We start from the raw sequence: 15,480 nt of genomic DNA, 5'->3' as shown, positions 1-15,480 counted from the left end.
CCAGCTCACAAGATCGTGAGGGGCGGCTCTCCCAGGGGGCGCGAGGGCGGGAAAGGAAGGTCCGGGCCCGGTTCCGGGACCGGGGAGGGTCCCGGCTCGGGCAGCGGAACCGGTTCGGGGGTTCCCGGGCGGGGCCCGGGTTCGGGCTGCGGGCCGGGGGTCGGCACAGGTGTCGGCCCTGGCTCCGGCAACGGCACTGGCTCCGGCGTCGGGCTTGGGCCAGGCTCTCGGGTGGGGTCAGCGTTGGGGTCTCGCGTGGGGTCGGGAGGGAACTCGCTCATTGTTTGCTCCTCGAATCTTCAATGAAGTTTGGGTGGACGTCCGTGGGGCCGGCCTGTTCGTGGCCGGCCCCACGGGGCTCAGCGGTCCGACGGCCGCGGACGTGTTTCTGTTCCCGGGCCAGCTTCCGTAGCGGGCCAAGGTTCGGCGCCGCGTTCCACGGAAGGATCACGGGGCGCTTCTTCCGTGGTGTAGTCGCCTTCGACGCTCTCCGCGGGCAGATCCGTGACGCGCTCCGTGCCGTAGTCGCCCTCGGTGTACTGGCCGACGCGAGCCGCGTCGCCGCCGTCGGCCGCTTCCGTAGCGGCAGGGGCCGTCAAATCGGGATCGACGGCGGGCAGCTCCGAAGTGGGAGCGGCAGGGGAGACTGCCGTCCCGGAGTCGTCGACATCGCCGGCGGCCACGGAGCCTCGCCATCCGCCAGTCTCATAGCCGCGCCCTTCGATGAATTTCTTGAACTTGTCGAGGTCGGCTGAAACGCGCATATCGTCGATGCCCACCAGCGAGCCCGCCTTTTCAGCAAAGCTCTCCGGCTCCCATTCGATCTCCACACTCACGCGGGTACGGTCCGCGCCCAGTGGCTCGAAGCTTACCGTCCCCGCGTTCCTTGGTCCGTCAATGCTGGCCCAGCTGACCAGTGAATCCGGGACCTGCTCAAGGATTTGGGCGTTGAAGTCGCGCTTGACGCCGCCCACGTTGGTGGAAAAATGCAGGGCGGTTTCGTCGATTTGTTCCACCGCTTCGACGCCCTTCATGAATTCCGGAAAAGACTCGAACTGGGTCCATTGGTTGTAAGCCACTGAAACGGGAACTTCTACGTCGATTGTTCGATTAACGGTCGCCATGTTCGTGCTCCTTGCTTGCGCTTTTCCTACGGAGGTTGGTGGGTCGTTTGGGCGGTCTAGCCGGCGTCGAATGTTTCGCCGTCGTCGTCTTTCGGGGACTTATCCTCGGGCAGTCCTGTTGCATCGCCCTTCGGTTCGGACGAGAAAGAGCTCCCCGCGTTGCCTCTCTCGGAGTTCGCGTCATCCAGTTCGGCATCTGCCGATGGCACCGCGGTTGATCCGTCGTCGTCTTCTGGTGTCGAGGCGTCCTCCTTCGGCTGATCCGCTTGCTGGCCCCCGCCTCCTGGCATTTCTTGTTCGGGCGTCGGAGTTCCGTAGCCTCCGGCTTCCTCTTCCTCGGCTGTATGTTGCTCGTCCATATCCATACCGTCCTTCCGTGTTGGTTGAACCTGTTGGTGGAAATCAAGAACCGGCTACTCAAGACGTCTTCCGTCGGTGACCGGGAGGCCGGCCTCAGAGATGCAGGACCTAGCCCGGGACGAGAAGGACCTGGCCTTCTTTCGACGGTCGCTCGAGCCTGCTACCACATCGAAACTAGTAGGCCGGGCGGTCCCTTGTCCATGGATTCCGGGAAATTGATCAGCAAACTTACTATGTTGATCGACAAGGCCTGGACTAGCTCGGTTTTCGGGCCGCGAATTAGGGTTTCTGACTTTCGGGCGCCTTGCCCGATGGGTGTTCCGACCGCGCCTTCCGGCGGCCGGGAGACCAGGAAAGCAGCGGGTACAGCAGCACGAGCGCCGCGAGAGCGACAAGAATACTGCCGCCCGCGGCGAGGCCAGCCTCGGGCCCCACAGCAACGCTGAAGATCAGTCCGGCGCATCCTGCGATCAGCAAGGATACACACGCCACGACGGCCTTGACGATCACGTCCCCTGCAGCCACAAGCCGGTACTTGACGTGATGCTGGAAGAGCCGACGGTGGAGGCTGACAGGAACCAGCATGAGGCCGGTGGTCATGGTCGCCAGGACGACCAGCAGGAGAAACCACCACTTCTGCATCTCTGTGAGCGTGCCGAATCGTTGCTGGAACGGAAGGGTCAGCAGGAAGCCACCGATAATTTGTACGCCCGTCTGGAGGACGCGCATTTCCTGGAGCAGCTCATTCCAATTCCGGTCCATCCGTTGGTCCTCGGACTCGTGCCTGGTATCGGGATCCGGCCCGGGGAGCAGGGGATCTTCCGGGCCGCTCACGACGGCCGCGGCAGTTCGCAGCCTGCCACAGGGTTCAGCCCCATGTAGTTCAGGGGACCGGCAACAATATTCAGGCTAATCGTTGCCAACTGGGAACACTGCGCGGGCACTGCGCTGAAGTAGCCGCGTTGTCCGGCGGCTACCGCTCCAATGATGAGCCAGATCACCACGATCAGCCCGAAGATCGACCCGAATCGCATGGCCATCGACCAACCTCTCATCGATTCCGAATATCATCAGCTTACTTATTCAGTCACGTCGACCATAGGCTGGCCGAATGAAAACCCACGTTGGAACGTCGGGGTGGAGTTATGACCACTGGGACCACGTGCTCTATCCCTCCGGTACTCCCTCCCGCAACCGGCTCGGTTACTACGTGCAGCAATTCGAGACCGTTGAACTCAACGCGAGTTTCTATCGGTGGCCGCGTGATCCATCGTTTGCCAGCTGGCGACGCCGGCTACCTGAAGGCTTCGTCTTTTCGGTCAAAGCGCCCCGCGGGCTCACCCACGCAAAACGCCTTTATGCCCCTGAAGCCTGGATCGGCAGGATAACTTCGGCCTGGCATGAACTCGGGGACAGGCGTGGAGTCCTGTTGGTCCAGCTGCCGCCGGGAATGGAGCGCGACGACGGCCGGCTGGCCTATTTCCTTGACCTCCTTCCCAAGTGGATGAAAGTCGCCGTCGAATTCCGCCATCACAGCTGGCACGACGAGGCTGTCTACGAACTGCTTGAAAGGCACCAAACGGCCTACTGCATCGTGAGCGGAGCGGAGCTCCCTTGCGTCCTGAGGGCCACGGCGCCGTTTGTCTACATCAGGATGCATGGGCCGGATCACCATCACCTATACGGAGGTTCATACTCCGATCAGGACCTGCGCTGGTGGGCGGAACGAATTGCGGAATGGGAGGCCGCGGGCAAGGAGGTCTTCGTCTATTTCAATAACGACGGCGGCGGCAACGCGGTCCGTAACGCCCTCACCCTCCGTTCGTTCCTCGGCAGCCACTAGGCGTGGTCTCCACGGTTGTTGGGTACCGTAGCTTCCATGGTTGAAACCAAGAAGGTCAAGATGCCATCTTCATCCCTCATGACCGTGATCTTGGCCTTTGCCGCAAATCTTTTGGTCGCCGCGGCAAAAACCGTCGCCGCTATACTTACCGGCTCCGCTTCGATGATCGCCGAGTCCGCCCACTCTTGGGCGGACACCGGCAACCAGATATTCCTGCTGGTGGCTGAAAGGAGATCCTCGAAACAGCGGGATGTGGCCCATCCGATGGGCTACGGCAGGGAAGCTTACGTGTGGTCGATGTTTGCCGCCTTTGGCTTGTTCACAGCAGGGGCAGTTGTGTCCGTGATGCACGGTGTCCAACAGCTTTTCGCACCGGAACCAGCCGGTGATTTCGAGGTCGCCTATGTCGTTTTGGCGATATCGTTCGTGCTCGAAGGGGCCTCGTTCATCCAAGCGTTCCGTCAGGCCCGCACGTCGGCAAGGCAACTTGAACGTCGCACCTTGGAACAAGTGCTCAAAAGCTCGGACCCCACCATGCGCGCCGTTTTCGCGGAGGACAGTGCCGCGCTGATAGGCCTGCTCATTGCCTTCTTGGGGATCTTCCTGCACCAGCTCACTGGATCGCCCCTCCCAGATGCCCTCGGATCCATATTTGTCGGCATCCTTCTCGGTGTTATCGCGGTGGTGCTGATAGATCGCAATCGTCGCTTCCTCGTCGGTCAGGGCGTTACACCGGAACTCGAGAAGTCGATGGCGATCAGGGTCATGGAACACCCGGAAATCGATCGCCTGACGTATCTGCACCTTGAGTTTGTTGGGCCGCGCAAGGTATACCTCGTGGCGGCCGTGGATATCACGGGCGACCTTCGGGAGCATGAAGTAGCCATCGCATTGCGCCGTGTGGAACGGGAACTGGAAGATGAGGAGACCGTCGAGGAGGCGGTGCTGACCCTCGCTACGCCCGACGAACCCTCGCTGTCCTTTGGCGTTCGGCGACAGTCGCCTGCCGTTGAGTAAACCAGCAGCGGCAATCCGTTGGAACCTCTGGGGAAAACAAGTACAGGCTACTCGTGCCATGTTTCACGCAAAGTTGTTGACTCAAGGGACCAGCATCCGCGCGCTGTCCGGGGACGCCGATCCAAGCTGCCAACGGCAGGGTCGGCCGAACGATAGAACTTGCGCACCGGAAGCACAGTCAATTTTCGAGGGGAGCTGCAATGGACGGGCAAGCATGGATTTGGATCGTGGTGGCGATTGTGATCATCGCCGTGATCGTCGCCGTCGTCGCTTATGGGCGCCGCGCGAAGGACGCAGCTAACCGCAAGCGCGCTGCGGACCTCCGCGAGAAAGCCCGTGCCGACGCCCTCGGAGCTCACGAGCGCAGCGCTGAGGCCGCTCGAGCGGCAGCTGACGCCGCCCGCGCCGAGAGCGAAGCGGAACGCTTGCATCAGGAGGCCACCGACAAGCAGAAGGCAGCCGAACGGGCAAACGAAGTCTCGCAGGACAGACTGCGGCGGGCGGAAGAGTTGGACCCCGATGCGGGCAACCGCTCGGACACGAATGGTGAGGGACGCCGTCGGGACAGGGACGACGCCGGAGACCAACGGGAGCGCGACGACGAGCGAGGAGACGAAGAGGGGCGCCGAGGGCCAAGGCCGTAAGCTAGGCGCACAACGACCGTACCGACCGATCATTGATGGGAAACCGCGTGGTGGATGCAGCACGGTCCAAGGTCCTCTCGCTTCTTGGCTTGGACCCTATCCGGTCGTATGTCGCAGCCAAGGTTGTTCGCGGCCCGCGCCTGCGCCAGGGAGATGTCCTACGCGAGCGGATCGAGCTTTGGACGGATGCAGGGGATATGGTTCCTTGCCTGCTCCTTAATCCGATCGACGACGATCACCACGTGGGTGCCGTAGTGGCGGTCCATCAACACGCCGCAAACTATGCGCTGGGAAAGAGCGAGCTCGCCGGGCTTGGAGGTGACCCGCGAATGGCTTTCGCCGTCGAATTGGCCGAGTCCGGCGTTCCGACGCTCGTCCCGGACCTCCTCGGATTCGAAGAGCGGCAGCGTGACGCCGTTGACCCTCAGCTGGCGGAAGACCGCGATGCGCAGGACCTCATGGCTGGTGGTTCAACGCTGCAGGGCGTCCACACGAGGGATATTGCCATGGCTACTTCGTGGCTCGAAGCTTGCGATGAGGTGCAAGGGCCTCTGGGGATTGTCGGTCATTCGCTGGGCGGCCAGGTGGGGCTCTTCAATCTCGCCTGCGATCCACGGCTGCGTGCCGGTGTTCTTAGTTGCGGGATCGGGACGCTTGAGTCCTTCGAACGTGAGGGCATTTCCCATAACCCGGCCTGGTTTGTGCCCAATCTTCGCAAAGCGGGTGACGCGCATCTGGTGGCCCAAGCCATCGAAGACCAGCGTGTACTGATCGTCGCCGGACAGGAAGATCCACTGTTTCCGTTTCAGGACGTCCAGGGCCTCGTCAGTTCCTTTAGGGAAGGCGTCGCCGATTTTGTTCCTTTCGAAGGCGGGCACGCCTTTCCGTCCGTTCAGAGAAGACACGCCGTTTCGTGGCTGAAGTCCCGCCTGGCGGAAGCCCGATCAATACCCTAGGCCATCACACCCCGCCCCCAGTGGGTGCGGTTTGGGGTTGATCTGCCATTTCCTGCGTGGCGGCCCAGCTCGCGAGGAGGCGCAGGGCGTCTGCCGAGGGGGAGCCAGGTTCTGCAGGGTAGATGAACAGGGAGAGGCCGGTGTCCGCTGACAATTCCATTGCCTCGAACAGCAACCGGAGTTCGCCCACCACTGGGTGATGGAAATGCTTGAAGCCGCTGTAGTGGCGGCGCACATTGTGGGCGGCCCAGCGAGTGCGGAATTCATCGCTTCGGGTGGAAAGTTCGCCTACAAGATCGCTCAATCCGCGGTCGAAGGGGTCTCGGCCGGCCTCTGTGCGCAGGATGGCCACCATGTTGTTGGCAGCGAGTTCCCAATCCGGGAAGAACCGCCGCGCCCGCTCTTCATCCAGGAAAATGAAGCGCGCATAGTTTGCCGGCCGGACCGGGTTGACGTACATCTCGGAATGCAAAGCAAGGCCAAGTTTGTTGGCGGCGAGGATATCCATGCGCGCGTTGCGGACAAATGCCGGCGCGTCAGTGATGGCGTCAAGCGCAAACTGGACACTCGGCCGGACCTGTTGTGGCGCCGACCGACGCTGCCGCTTGCTCGTCCCGGCTGTGCGCGCCAGATCGAACAGGTGTGCGCTCTCAGCTTCGTCGAGTTGGAGAGCCCTGGCCAATGCTTCCAGGACGCTTTCAGACACTCCGGCAAGGTTTCCGCGTTCCAGCCGCGTGTAATACTCAACGCTTACCCCGGCCAGGGTTGCGACTTCTCCGCGACGGAGACCGGCTACGCGCCGGTTGCCGCCCGACGTCGGTAGCCCCGCCTGTTCGGGGGTGATCTTCGCACGCCGGGAAGCAAGAAAATCGCGGGCGTCGTTCCGGTTGTCCATGCGATCAACGATAGTGACGTTTGAGCGCCTTGAGGGAGTCCCTGCGAGTACCTCTATCAGCGGGAGTTCCCCGAGCGTCAGTGCTAGAAAATGTGGAAATCGCCGGCGTCGGCGTTCGCGGACGGGTACACCACGGGTTCCCGCCCCAACTCAAGCAGGACGTCGTTGATGCTCATTTGCCCGTCGAGTTGGACGGCCGGGACGAAGGCGGTTTCGGATTCGACTTCAGCGGTCATGGATCGATCTTATGCGCGGCGGTGCCCACGGACGCGATGAACACGCGGCCATAAGCCCAAGACGCCGGGCGCTGCCTTGTGTTCGAGGATCACGGCTTCTGGGATGCTGCCGCGGAGGGGGAGAGGTCGGATAGCGTGAGCGGATGTGCCGGAGCCTCCGGGAAGGGACGGCTCGTGGTCACGGCCAGATCCGGATTGATGTGGACGAGCGCACCGGCGGGCAGCGCTCTCCACTCCGGGTTGTCATCCATCGGTTCGGTGGCAATGAGGACGTGTCCGGAATGGGCCAAATCCTTGCTGTGTGCGCGGATGCGGGAGCTCCGAGCGTCCAGGGGAGCTGCCTCCTCGGAGCGGGTGGGCAACCGTTCCAGAATGTGCAGTTCATGCGTGTCCGGATACCTGACCGCCCAAACGTCGCTCGCCGTCGTCAGGATCAGATTCAAGCTGAACACTGGCAGCTCCTTGGCGATCCAGCTGATCGCCCGGGTGATGCCTTCGCCGACGTCGCCGTCCGCGCGTCTGCTCTCTGCGGTGATCAACGCGAAGAGGCGTTCACTGTCTGTCTGGCCCTGCACCAGATCCGAAACTCCGAACTCAGCCAGACGCTGATCGAGCCGTTCAAGATCGCCGAAGGCGCCGTTGTGGGCGAACAACCTCCCGTCCTGCTCGAACGGATGCGTGTTGACCATGGTGTGCGCACCGGTACTGGCATACCGCACATGGGCCAGAAACGTCGTGCTCTTCAGCACCCGCGCCTCACGCGCAAAGGCGTGATCCTCCCATGCGGCGAGCGGCTGCTTGGCGACATGGGCCTTACCGTCACTGTCGAAGGTGCCTATGCCGGCGCCGTCGGGCTCGCGCCTGCTCTGGTCAGAGAGGCTGTCCGGCGCGTCCAAAAGCCAGAAAGTGGCCCGGACTGCCTGCGAACCGGCATGCAAGGCGAACAATCGGCACATGGCACACATCCTTACTTGAAGTGGCTGGTCGTGAAACTGCTGGCTAGTGGTGGAACGCCTGTGTTTGCCCACCGGCGGGCATCGGTGAGGTGAGGCTGTCCAAGTAGGCCACTTCCTTCTTGAGATCGGCCAGGAAACTGGATGCGAGGTCCCGTGTGAAACCGTTGCGGACAACGATCCGTTGGACTGTGATCTCGCTTAATCCGTCTGGCATGGGGTACGCGGGGACGAGCCATCCATTCATCCGCAGCCGTTCGGACAAGTGGTGAAGGTTCCAATTCTCCGTGTAGCCGTCGGTGAGCTGCCAAGCAAAGACCGGAATGTCCGATCCGTCGCTCCACAAAGTAAACGGCTCCATCGCCCCTATTTCGCTCGATAGATAGAGCGCCACGTCCCGGGAGGTTGCCTGAACGGATTTGTATCCCTCGTATCCGAGCCGGAGGAACAGATAGTACTGAAGGAGGACCTGGGCGCCGGGGCGCGAGAAGTTCAGGGCGAAGCTCGGCATGTTCCCGCCGAGGTAGCTGACATGGAAGATCAGGTCCTCGGGGAGCGCCTGCTCGTCCCGCCAAATGATCCAGCCAAGACCGGGATAGACCAAGCCGTACTTGTGGCCGGAGGTGTTGATCGAAGCAACCCGCGGCAGGCGGAAGTCCCAGACTGTCTCCCGTTGCAGGAAGGGCGCAACCATGCCTCCGGAGGCACCGTCGACGTGGATCGGAACATCAAAGCCGTGCTTTTCCTGGATTTCGTCCAGCGCCGCCGAGATTTTTTCGACGGGTTCATAGACTCCCGTGTAGGTCACGCCCATGATGGCCACAACTCCAATGGTGTTCTCGTCCACGTACTTGTCCAGCTCGTAGCCGTCCAGCATTTGGTGTTCCTTGGACACCGGAACGTACCGGGCCTCCACATCCCAGTAGTTGCAGAACTTCTCCCAGCACACCTGCACTGCCGAGCTGAGGACCAGGTTGGGTTTGTCTGTGGAAAGGCCGGCCGCCCGCCGCGCGTGCTGCCAGCGACGCTTCAAGGCCAGGCCGCCCAGCATGCATGCCTCGGAAGAACCGATCGTCGAGGTCCCCACGGACTTGGCCGGATCGGGCGCGTTCCACAAGTCGGCGAGCATCCGCCAGCAGCGGGTCTCAATCAACGCCGTCTGGGGGTATTCGTCCTTGTCGATCATGTTCTTGTCGAACGTTTCGGCATACAGCTTCGACGCCTCGGGTTCCATCCACGTTCCGACGAACGTGGCGAGGTTCAGGCGGGAGTTGCCGTCCAACATGGCTTCGTCGTGGACTACCTGATAAGCAGTCGAAGGAAGGGACTCACCGTCCGGGATGGTGAACCGTGGAAAAATACTGGATTCTCCCGGCCGGCTGAACACCGGGTTCAATTCAACTGCGGTGTCGGGTTCATGGGCTGATGTTCGGTGTGACCTATTGATGGTTCGCTCCTTTGACTCGCCGCTGCGCCGGCCATTGCTGTGGCTTGGGCCGCCAAGGCCCCACGCTACCGTGGGCAGCCGCCGTGCCCAAGCCACAGGCCATGGTGCCAAAGTGACTCCTGGTGCATAATCGCAGGGGACGAAGCTCTCTCACAGCGAGCGTAGGAGGCACCAATGTCGATGCAGGACACCCCAGAAGAGCGACAGCGTGCGGAAACGCAAAGCGTTCCGCTGCCCGGATCAGACAGGGCTCCGGCTCCGGGTATCCGGGACGTTCTCGGTCCCGTCGATCCTTCGCGTCGGATCGAGGCGACGGTCATCCTGAGGCGCCAGGAAGAGATGCCCGAAGTTCCGTCCGCTGCGCTTTCGCGGGACGAACTGGCCTCCCGGTACGGCGCGTCGGCAGCAGACCTTGATCTCGCTGTACGCACCTTCGCCGATCTCGGTCTCGACGTTGTGGAGTCGGACGCAGCCAGCCGCAGAATTCGGCTCTCTGGAACCGTGGAGCGGATGAGCAGCATCTTCGGTACGTCCCTGGACGAGCTGACGAGCCGCAGCCCGGACGGCACCGCTGTCACCCACCGGCACCGCACCGGAGGCCTGCAAGTACCTGCAGATCTCGACGGCGTCGTCGTCGCCGTCCTCGGCCTTGACGATCGGCCGCAGGCCCGGGCCCAATTCCGCGCCATTCCCCTGGCTACAGCCGGTACCAGCTACACCCCGCCCCAGCTGGGAAAGATCTACAACTTCCCTGAAGGAACGGACGGAACGGGCCAAACCGTTGCCATCCTTGAGCTGGGCGGCGGCTACGGACAGCAAGACCTTGACACCTACTTCCAGGGCCTGGGGATCGCCACGCCCAGCGTCACCGCGGTGGGAGTCGACGGCGGGGCGAACCAGCCCGGGCAGGATCCGGCGGGCGCCGATGGGGAAGTCCTGCTCGACGTCGAAGTAGTCGGCGCCTTGGCGCCGAAGGCCACCATTGTGGTCTACTTCGCTCCCAACACCGACGCCGGGTTCCTGGATGCGATTGTCGCGGCCTCCCATGCAAATCCGGCGCCGGCCGCGATCAGCATCAGTTGGGGCCAGAGTGAAGACGCCTGGACCGCCCAAGCCCGGACGGCTTTCGACCAAGCCATGGCCGACGCCGCGGCCCTCGGGGTGACCGTGACAGCCGCAGCCGGGGACAACGGCAGTGCGGACGGCGCAACGGACAACAAGGATCACGCCGATTTCCCGGCGTCGAGCCCGCATGTGCTGGCTTGCGGCGGAACCCGCCTTCAAGCCGACACCGCGACAGGCGTCATCAGCGCGGAAACGGTCTGGAACGACGGCCCCAACTCGGCTACTGGCGGAGGTTACAGCGACGTCTTTCCCGTTCCGTCTTGGCAGTCGGGCATCTCGGGGCACGCCAAGCACAAAAAGGCCGGAAGGGGCGTCCCGGATGTCAGCGGCGTCGCCGACCCGCAGACGGGTTACAAGGTGCGCGTCGACGGGAAAGACATGGTGATCGGCGGAACCAGTGCGGTCGCACCGCTCTGGGCGGCCCTGGTTGCCCGCCTCGCGCAGGCCACTAACAGGCGCTTCGGGCTCATCCAGCCGCTGCTCTACCAAAACGGCACCCAACCGGCGTCGGGCTTCCATGACATCACCACTGGTTCCAACGGAAGCTACCATGCTGGGACCGGCTGGGATCCCTGCACAGGCCTGGGCAGTCCGGACGGCAGTGCCCTCCTTGCATTGCTGCAAACCAAGCCCTAGCCGAGCTGCCGGAACAGTCACAGTGTCCCGGAATCCACCGCTCCAAATGGGTTTGGCTCGGTAGACTGGTTGGTGTCCTTTACAAGCGCAGGTTTCAAAGGAGGCTACACAATGGCTGGATACTTTGAGCTGATCGACGGACCCAACGATGGGTACAGGATTGCACTACGCGACGGCGAAGGCGACATTCTGGCGATGTCTACAACTTTTGCTACCAAGCAGTCGGCTGTCCGCGGGATATCCACACTCAGGGAGATCGCCGGAACGGCCCTTATCAAGGACCGGAGCCACGGACGCTGGACACCTTCCCTTGAGCGCCAGGCACACCACTTGCATCTGTTCCACCAGCCCGCGTGGCGGAAGCACGAAGTGAGAAGCGCCGCGGGCCGCTCGTAGCCCTGCGATAGCGCGGTTTCGCGAACCGCCCCGCTCTCCAGCCCCAAGTCCCTCCCCGCCGGGTTGCAGGGGTCGTAATGGCGCATGTCAAAATCCTTCCGGTGCCGCGTCTCCTCGGCGAAAAACGGCGCGCCCGCGCCTGCTTTGGCTGCCCCAGCCGGAGCGGATACGATGGACGATGGCTGGCTGTGGTCCCCGTACGCCACAAGCTATGAAGCCTTATCAATGAATAGGAGACACCCGTGTCAGATGCCCAGCAGATCACCCTCATCGTCGATGGCGAAGAGACCAAGGTGACGGAAGGGACCACCGGCGCGGAACTCTTCTTTGAGCGCCGCGACGTCGTAGTGGCCCGTGTCGACGGCGAACTCAAAGACCTCGACCAGGTGCTGCCCGAGGGTGCCCAGGTTGATGGCGTCACCATCGAGTCGCCGGACGGACTGAACGTCCTGCGCCACTCCACCGCGCACGTCATGGCCCAGGCTGTGCAGCAGCTTCGTCCGGACGCCAAACTCGGAATCGGCCCATACATCACAGACGGCTTCTACTTCGACTTCGATGTTGCCGAGCCCTTCACTCCTGAAGACCTGCGGCAGCTTGAGAAGATGATGCAAAAGATCATCAACCAGAACCAGAAGTTCGTGCGCCGCGTCGTCACCGAAGACGAAGCCCGCGAAGCCATGAAGGGCGAGCCCTACAAGCTTGAACTGCTGGGCAAGAAGAATGACGCCGCCGACGCCGGCGAGGGCGTCAACGTCGAGGTGGGCGCCGGAGACATCACCATCTACGACAACGTGGACCGCAAGAGCGGTGACAGCGTCTGGTGCGATCTTTGCCGCGGCCCGCACTTGCCCAACACCAAGCTGATCTCCAACGCCTTCGCCCTGACCCGCTCCTCGGCGGCATACTGGCTGGGCAACCAGAACAACCAGCAGCTGCAGCGCATCTACGGCACCGCCTGGCCCACCAAGGACGCGCTGAAGGCATACCAGGAGCGCATCGCCGAGGCCGAGCGCCGCGATCACCGCAAGCTCGGCGCGGAGCTGGACCTGTTTTCCTTCCCGGATGAGCTGGGCTCCGGCCTGCCGGTGTTCCACCCCAAGGGCGGCATCATCCGCAAGGCGATGGAGGACTATTCGCGCCAGCGTCACGTCGACGCCGGGTACGAGTTTGTCTACACCCCGCACATCACCAAGGGACACCTCTACGAAGTCTCCGGCCACCTTGACTGGTACAAGGAAGGCATGTTCCCGGCGATGCACATCGACGCGGAACTGAACGACGACGGCACCGTACGCAAGCCCGGCCAGGACTACTACCTGAAGCCGATGAACTGCCCCATGCACAACCTGATCTTCCGGTCACGCGGCCGCTCCTACCGGGAACTTCCCCTTCGGCTCTTCGAATTCGGCTCTGTATACCGCTACGAGAAGTCCGGTGTTGTCCATGGCCTGACCCGCGTGCGCGGCATGACACAGGACGACGCCCACATCTACTGCACCCGCGAGCAGATGAAGGACGAGCTCACCACAACCTTGAACTTCGTCCTTGGCCTGCTCAAAGACTACGGACTGGACGACTTCTACCTTGAACTGTCCACCAAGAACGAAGACAAGTTCGTTGGAGATGACGCCGCATGGGAGGAAGCCACCCGGACCTTGGCCGAAGTAGCCGAGGCCTCGGGGCTGGAGCTGGTCCCGGATCCGGGTGGAGCCGCGTTCTACGGTCCCAAGATCTCCGTGCAGGCGAAGGATGCTTTGGGCCGCACCTGGCAGATGTCCACCATCCAGCTGGACTTCAACTTGCCTGAGCGGTTCGAGCTGGAGTTCCAGGCTGCCGACGGTACCCGCCAGCGTCCGGTCATGATCCACCGTGCCTTGTTCGGCTCGGTCGAGCGTTTCATGGGCGTACTGACCGAACACTACGCGGGAGCTTTCCCCGCTTGGCTCTCGCCCGTGCAGGTGGTCGGCATTCCCGTGGCGGAGGCGTTCAACGACTACATGTTCGACGTCGTCGGCCAGCTCAAGGCCGCGGGCATCCGTGCCGAGGTGGACATTTCCTCGGACCGTTTCCCGAAGAAGATCCGCACTGCGAGCAAGGACAAGATTCCCTTCGTCCTCATTGCCGGCGGAGAGGACGCAGAGGCCGGTGCGGTGTCATTCCGCTTCCGTGACGGCAGCCAGGACAACGGTGTGCCCGTTGCCGAGGCCGTCCGAAGAATTGTGGACGCCGTCAAGAACCGCGAGAGCTGACGAGTCGGACACCGCGGGGGCAGGAAACAGTGCAGGAGAACACGGGCGTGACAGCTGAGTATCCGGGCGATGCCGAAGTGACTGACGACTTCGGCCTGGCAGGTGTTCCTGATGCCTTCCAGCGCCTGTGGACTCCGCACCGCCTGGCCTACATCAAGGGCGGGCAGAACCAGTTCAAAAACCAGGACGACTGCCCGTTCTGCGTAGCTCCAAGCCGCACGGACGAGGAATCCCTCATCGTGCGGCGCGGCAAGACGTGCTACGTGGTGCTCAATTTGTTCCCTTACAACCCCGGTCATTTGCTGGTGTGTCCTTACCGGCACGTTCCGGACTACACCGACATCACAGTGCAGGAAACGGCGGAAATGGCGGAGCTCACGCAGACCGCTATGCGGGTGCTGCGAAAGGTGGCCAACCCGAGCGGCTTCAACCTGGGCATGAACCAAGGCGTGGCAGGCGGGGCGGGAATCGCCGCACACCTGCATCAGCACGTGGTTCCTCGCTGGGGTGGGGACGGGAACTTCTTCCCGATCATCGCCCAGACGAAGGCCATCACGCAGACCCTTGACGAGGTCCGCCAGCAAGTGGCCGACGCCTGGCCTGAAGAGTCGGATCTCTCCGGGGAGACGGATGCTTAATCGGCACGCCCGCGGGTTTTTCACCGGGCTGTTCTCGCCCCTTGCCCGGTTCCTGCTCAGGGTTGGGGTCTCGCCCGACGCCGTCACCGTCGTCGGGACCGCCGGCGTAGTTCTCGGCGCCCTGATTCTCTACCCCCTGGGCCAGCTCTGGTGGGGTTCGCTGCTGATCGCCGTTTTCGCGCTGTCCGACGTCGTGGACGGCATCATGGCGAGGGAACAGGGACGCAGCGGCCCCTGGGGAAACTTCCTCGACTCCACGCTGGACCGGCTGGCAGACGGCGCCATTTTCGCCGGCGTCGCAATCTGGTTCTTCACGGGCGGGGAGAACAGTGCGATCGCTGTCGCTTCCCTGGCCTGCCTGGTGCTCGGGATGGTGGTTTCGTACGCCCGCGCCAAGGCTGAATCATTAGGCTTCTATGCCAATGTGGGCATCGCCGAGCGCGCGGAACGGCTCATTTCTGTGCTCCTCGTCACCGGCCTGACCGGGCTCGGGTTGCCTCCCGTCGTCTTGCTGGTGACCCTTGTCATGCTCGCCGCCGCTACGGCCGTCACCGTCGTCCAAAGGATGGCGGCCGTCCGCGAACAGGCGATGGCAGACGTCGACGGCGGGACGCCCGCTTAAGTGGTGGGCTCATCCTGTCGTGTTCAGGCACGTTTCCTGTCGGGTCAGTTTATGTCCGGGTGGGTCTGAAGTGGTGGTTGCGTCGGGGTGTTTGGCGGGGGTCGACGTGGGGTGGTGGTTTGAACCATGCCGTGCCGGTTTCCAGGGTGATGGTCCAGTGTTCTTTGTGGATGACGTGGTGGTGGTGGCTGCATTATGCCGATGTCCGGATTATGCCGACGTTTGCTGTTGTGGCCTGATTTGGCGGGCTTGTCTGGGATTCTTATCGGCATAATCAGAGGGCTTCGAGGAACGCGAGGAGCTTGTCGCCGGGAGCGTAGCGGCCCGGCGGCGTGT

The 15,480-nt window shown here is 62.8% G+C and carries 17 protein-coding genes; 9 read left to right on the top strand and 8 right to left on the bottom strand.

Annotation, left to right across the window (positions count from 1 at the left end; all coding sequences use genetic code 11):
• Positions 1–359: 359 nt before the first annotated feature.
• The 4 genes from AB4074_RS15570 to AB4074_RS15555 all read right to left on the bottom strand — a co-directional run bounded on the left by AB4074_RS15570 (position 360) and on the right by AB4074_RS15555 (position 2,524).
• Positions 360–1,124, bottom strand: a complete 765-nt coding sequence (locus tag AB4074_RS15570; protein ID WP_441414185.1) for an SRPBCC family protein — start codon at positions 1,122–1,124, stop codon at positions 360–362.
• A 56-nt stretch (positions 1,125–1,180) separates the two neighbouring features.
• Positions 1,181–1,483 (bottom strand): hypothetical protein, encoded by a 303-nt coding sequence (locus AB4074_RS15565; protein ID WP_441414184.1) that lies wholly within the window; start codon positions 1,481–1,483, stop codon positions 1,181–1,183.
• Positions 1,484–1,763: 280 nt separating this feature from the next.
• Positions 1,764–2,318, bottom strand: a complete 555-nt coding sequence (locus AB4074_RS15560) for a DUF6328 family protein (RefSeq protein WP_441414183.1) — start codon at positions 2,316–2,318, stop codon at positions 1,764–1,766.
• A complete protein-coding gene (locus tag AB4074_RS15555; protein WP_441414182.1) occupies positions 2,315–2,524 on the bottom strand; it encodes a hypothetical protein in 210 nt (69 codons plus the stop codon). The genes AB4074_RS15560 and AB4074_RS15555 overlap by 4 nt, the downstream gene beginning before the upstream one ends.
• 71 nt (positions 2,525–2,595) lie before the next feature.
• Here AB4074_RS15555 and AB4074_RS15550 point away from each other — a divergent pair, with 71 nt between their 5' ends.
• The 4 genes from AB4074_RS15550 (at position 2,596) to AB4074_RS15535 (ending at position 5,944) form a co-directional block, all read left to right on the top strand.
• Positions 2,596–3,327: a DUF72 domain-containing protein gene (locus AB4074_RS15550; protein WP_441414181.1), complete on the top strand. Its 732-nt coding sequence runs from the start codon at positions 2,596–2,598 to the stop codon at positions 3,325–3,327.
• A gap of 36 nt (positions 3,328–3,363) precedes the next feature.
• A complete protein-coding gene (locus AB4074_RS15545; protein ID WP_441414180.1) occupies positions 3,364–4,344 on the top strand; it encodes a cation diffusion facilitator family transporter in 981 nt (326 codons plus the stop codon).
• 200 nt (positions 4,345–4,544) lie between these two features.
• A complete protein-coding gene (locus tag AB4074_RS15540; protein WP_441414179.1) occupies positions 4,545–4,988 on the top strand; it encodes a hypothetical protein in 444 nt (147 codons plus the stop codon).
• A gap of 35 nt (positions 4,989–5,023) precedes the next feature.
• A complete protein-coding gene (locus AB4074_RS15535) occupies positions 5,024–5,944 on the top strand; it encodes a dienelactone hydrolase family protein (RefSeq protein WP_441414178.1) in 921 nt (306 codons plus the stop codon).
• A gap of 4 nt (positions 5,945–5,948) precedes the next feature.
• Here the strand turns inward: AB4074_RS15535 and AB4074_RS15530 are convergent, their stop codons facing one another.
• The 4 genes from AB4074_RS15530 to AB4074_RS15515 all read right to left on the bottom strand — a co-directional run bounded on the left by AB4074_RS15530 (position 5,949) and on the right by AB4074_RS15515 (position 9,475).
• Positions 5,949–6,839: a helix-turn-helix transcriptional regulator gene (locus tag AB4074_RS15530; protein WP_441414177.1), complete on the bottom strand. Its 891-nt coding sequence runs from the start codon at positions 6,837–6,839 to the stop codon at positions 5,949–5,951.
• A gap of 83 nt (positions 6,840–6,922) precedes the next feature.
• The gene (locus tag AB4074_RS15525) at positions 6,923–7,075 is read right to left on the bottom strand and encodes a hypothetical protein (RefSeq protein WP_172465612.1); all 153 of its coding nucleotides are present in this window, start codon (positions 7,073–7,075) and stop codon (positions 6,923–6,925) included.
• A gap of 89 nt (positions 7,076–7,164) precedes the next feature.
• On the bottom strand, positions 7,165–8,031 hold the full coding sequence (locus AB4074_RS15520; protein ID WP_441414176.1) for a class II glutamine amidotransferase: 867 nt from the start codon (positions 8,029–8,031) through the stop codon (positions 7,165–7,167).
• Positions 8,032–8,074: 43 nt separating this feature from the next.
• Positions 8,075–9,475 carry a glutamate decarboxylase gene (locus AB4074_RS15515; protein ID WP_441414250.1) on the bottom strand — a complete coding sequence of 467 codons (1,401 nt, stop codon included), beginning with the start codon at positions 9,473–9,475 and terminating at the stop codon, positions 8,075–8,077.
• Positions 9,476–9,649: 174 nt separating this feature from the next.
• Here AB4074_RS15515 and AB4074_RS15510 point away from each other — a divergent pair, with 174 nt between their 5' ends.
• The 5 genes from AB4074_RS15510 to pgsA all read left to right on the top strand — a co-directional run bounded on the left by AB4074_RS15510 (position 9,650) and on the right by pgsA (position 15,144).
• Positions 9,650–11,236, top strand: a complete 1,587-nt coding sequence (locus tag AB4074_RS15510; RefSeq protein ID WP_441414175.1) for a S53 family peptidase — start codon at positions 9,650–9,652, stop codon at positions 11,234–11,236.
• Positions 11,237–11,347: 111 nt separating this feature from the next.
• Positions 11,348–11,632 (top strand): YegP family protein, encoded by a 285-nt coding sequence (locus AB4074_RS15505; RefSeq protein ID WP_441414174.1) that lies wholly within the window; start codon positions 11,348–11,350, stop codon positions 11,630–11,632.
• 242 nt (positions 11,633–11,874) lie between these two features.
• A complete protein-coding gene (gene thrS, locus AB4074_RS15500) occupies positions 11,875–13,884 on the top strand; it encodes a threonine--tRNA ligase (protein WP_441414173.1) in 2,010 nt (669 codons plus the stop codon).
• A gap of 29 nt (positions 13,885–13,913) precedes the next feature.
• Positions 13,914–14,522 carry an HIT family protein gene (locus AB4074_RS15495; protein WP_345450673.1) on the top strand — a complete coding sequence of 203 codons (609 nt, stop codon included), beginning with the start codon at positions 13,914–13,916 and terminating at the stop codon, positions 14,520–14,522.
• Positions 14,515–15,144, top strand: coding sequence for a phosphatidylinositol phosphate synthase (gene pgsA / locus AB4074_RS15490; protein ID WP_441414172.1), 630 nt, complete (start codon positions 14,515–14,517; stop codon positions 15,142–15,144). Before AB4074_RS15495 ends, pgsA begins: the two co-directional genes overlap by 8 nt.
• Positions 15,145–15,480 lie beyond the last annotated feature (336 nt).

Source organism: Arthrobacter sp. 2MCAF14 (assembly GCF_052115645.1).
GTDB lineage: Bacteria > Actinomycetota > Actinomycetes > Actinomycetales > Micrococcaceae > Arthrobacter.
Note: the sequence above shows the minus strand (reverse complement) of the source record. Positions and strands in the feature narration are given on the sequence as shown.

What these genes read in the sequence shown, in the direction of transcription:
- AB4074_RS15550 (WP_441414181.1), top strand. Translation starts at nt 2,596, where the DNA reads ATGAAAACCCACGTTGGAACGTCGGGGTGGAGTTATGACCACTGGGAC.
- pgsA (WP_441414172.1), top strand. Translation starts at nt 14,515, where the DNA reads ATGCTTAATCGGCACGCCCGCGGGTTTTTCACCGGGCTGTTCTCGCCC.
- AB4074_RS15545 (WP_441414180.1), top strand. Translation starts at nt 3,364, where the DNA reads ATGGTTGAAACCAAGAAGGTCAAGATGCCATCTTCATCCCTCATGACC.
- AB4074_RS15570 (WP_441414185.1), bottom strand. Translation starts at nt 1,124, where the DNA reads ATGGCGACCGTTAATCGAACAATCGACGTAGAAGTTCCCGTTTCAGTG.
- AB4074_RS15505 (WP_441414174.1), top strand. Translation starts at nt 11,348, where the DNA reads ATGGCTGGATACTTTGAGCTGATCGACGGACCCAACGATGGGTACAGG.
- AB4074_RS15555 (WP_441414182.1), bottom strand. Translation starts at nt 2,524, where the DNA reads ATGGCCATGCGATTCGGGTCGATCTTCGGGCTGATCGTGGTGATCTGG.
- AB4074_RS15525 (WP_172465612.1), bottom strand. Translation starts at nt 7,075, where the DNA reads ATGACCGCTGAAGTCGAATCCGAAACCGCCTTCGTCCCGGCCGTCCAA.
- AB4074_RS15540 (WP_441414179.1), top strand. Translation starts at nt 4,545, where the DNA reads ATGGACGGGCAAGCATGGATTTGGATCGTGGTGGCGATTGTGATCATC.
- AB4074_RS15510 (WP_441414175.1), top strand. Translation starts at nt 9,650, where the DNA reads ATGTCGATGCAGGACACCCCAGAAGAGCGACAGCGTGCGGAAACGCAA.
- AB4074_RS15530 (WP_441414177.1), bottom strand. Translation starts at nt 6,839, where the DNA reads ATGGACAACCGGAACGACGCCCGCGATTTTCTTGCTTCCCGGCGTGCG.
- AB4074_RS15565 (WP_441414184.1), bottom strand. Translation starts at nt 1,483, where the DNA reads ATGGACGAGCAACATACAGCCGAGGAAGAGGAAGCCGGAGGCTACGGA.
- AB4074_RS15535 (WP_441414178.1), top strand. Translation starts at nt 5,024, where the DNA reads ATGGGAAACCGCGTGGTGGATGCAGCACGGTCCAAGGTCCTCTCGCTT.
- AB4074_RS15520 (WP_441414176.1), bottom strand. Translation starts at nt 8,031, where the DNA reads ATGTGCCGATTGTTCGCCTTGCATGCCGGTTCGCAGGCAGTCCGGGCC.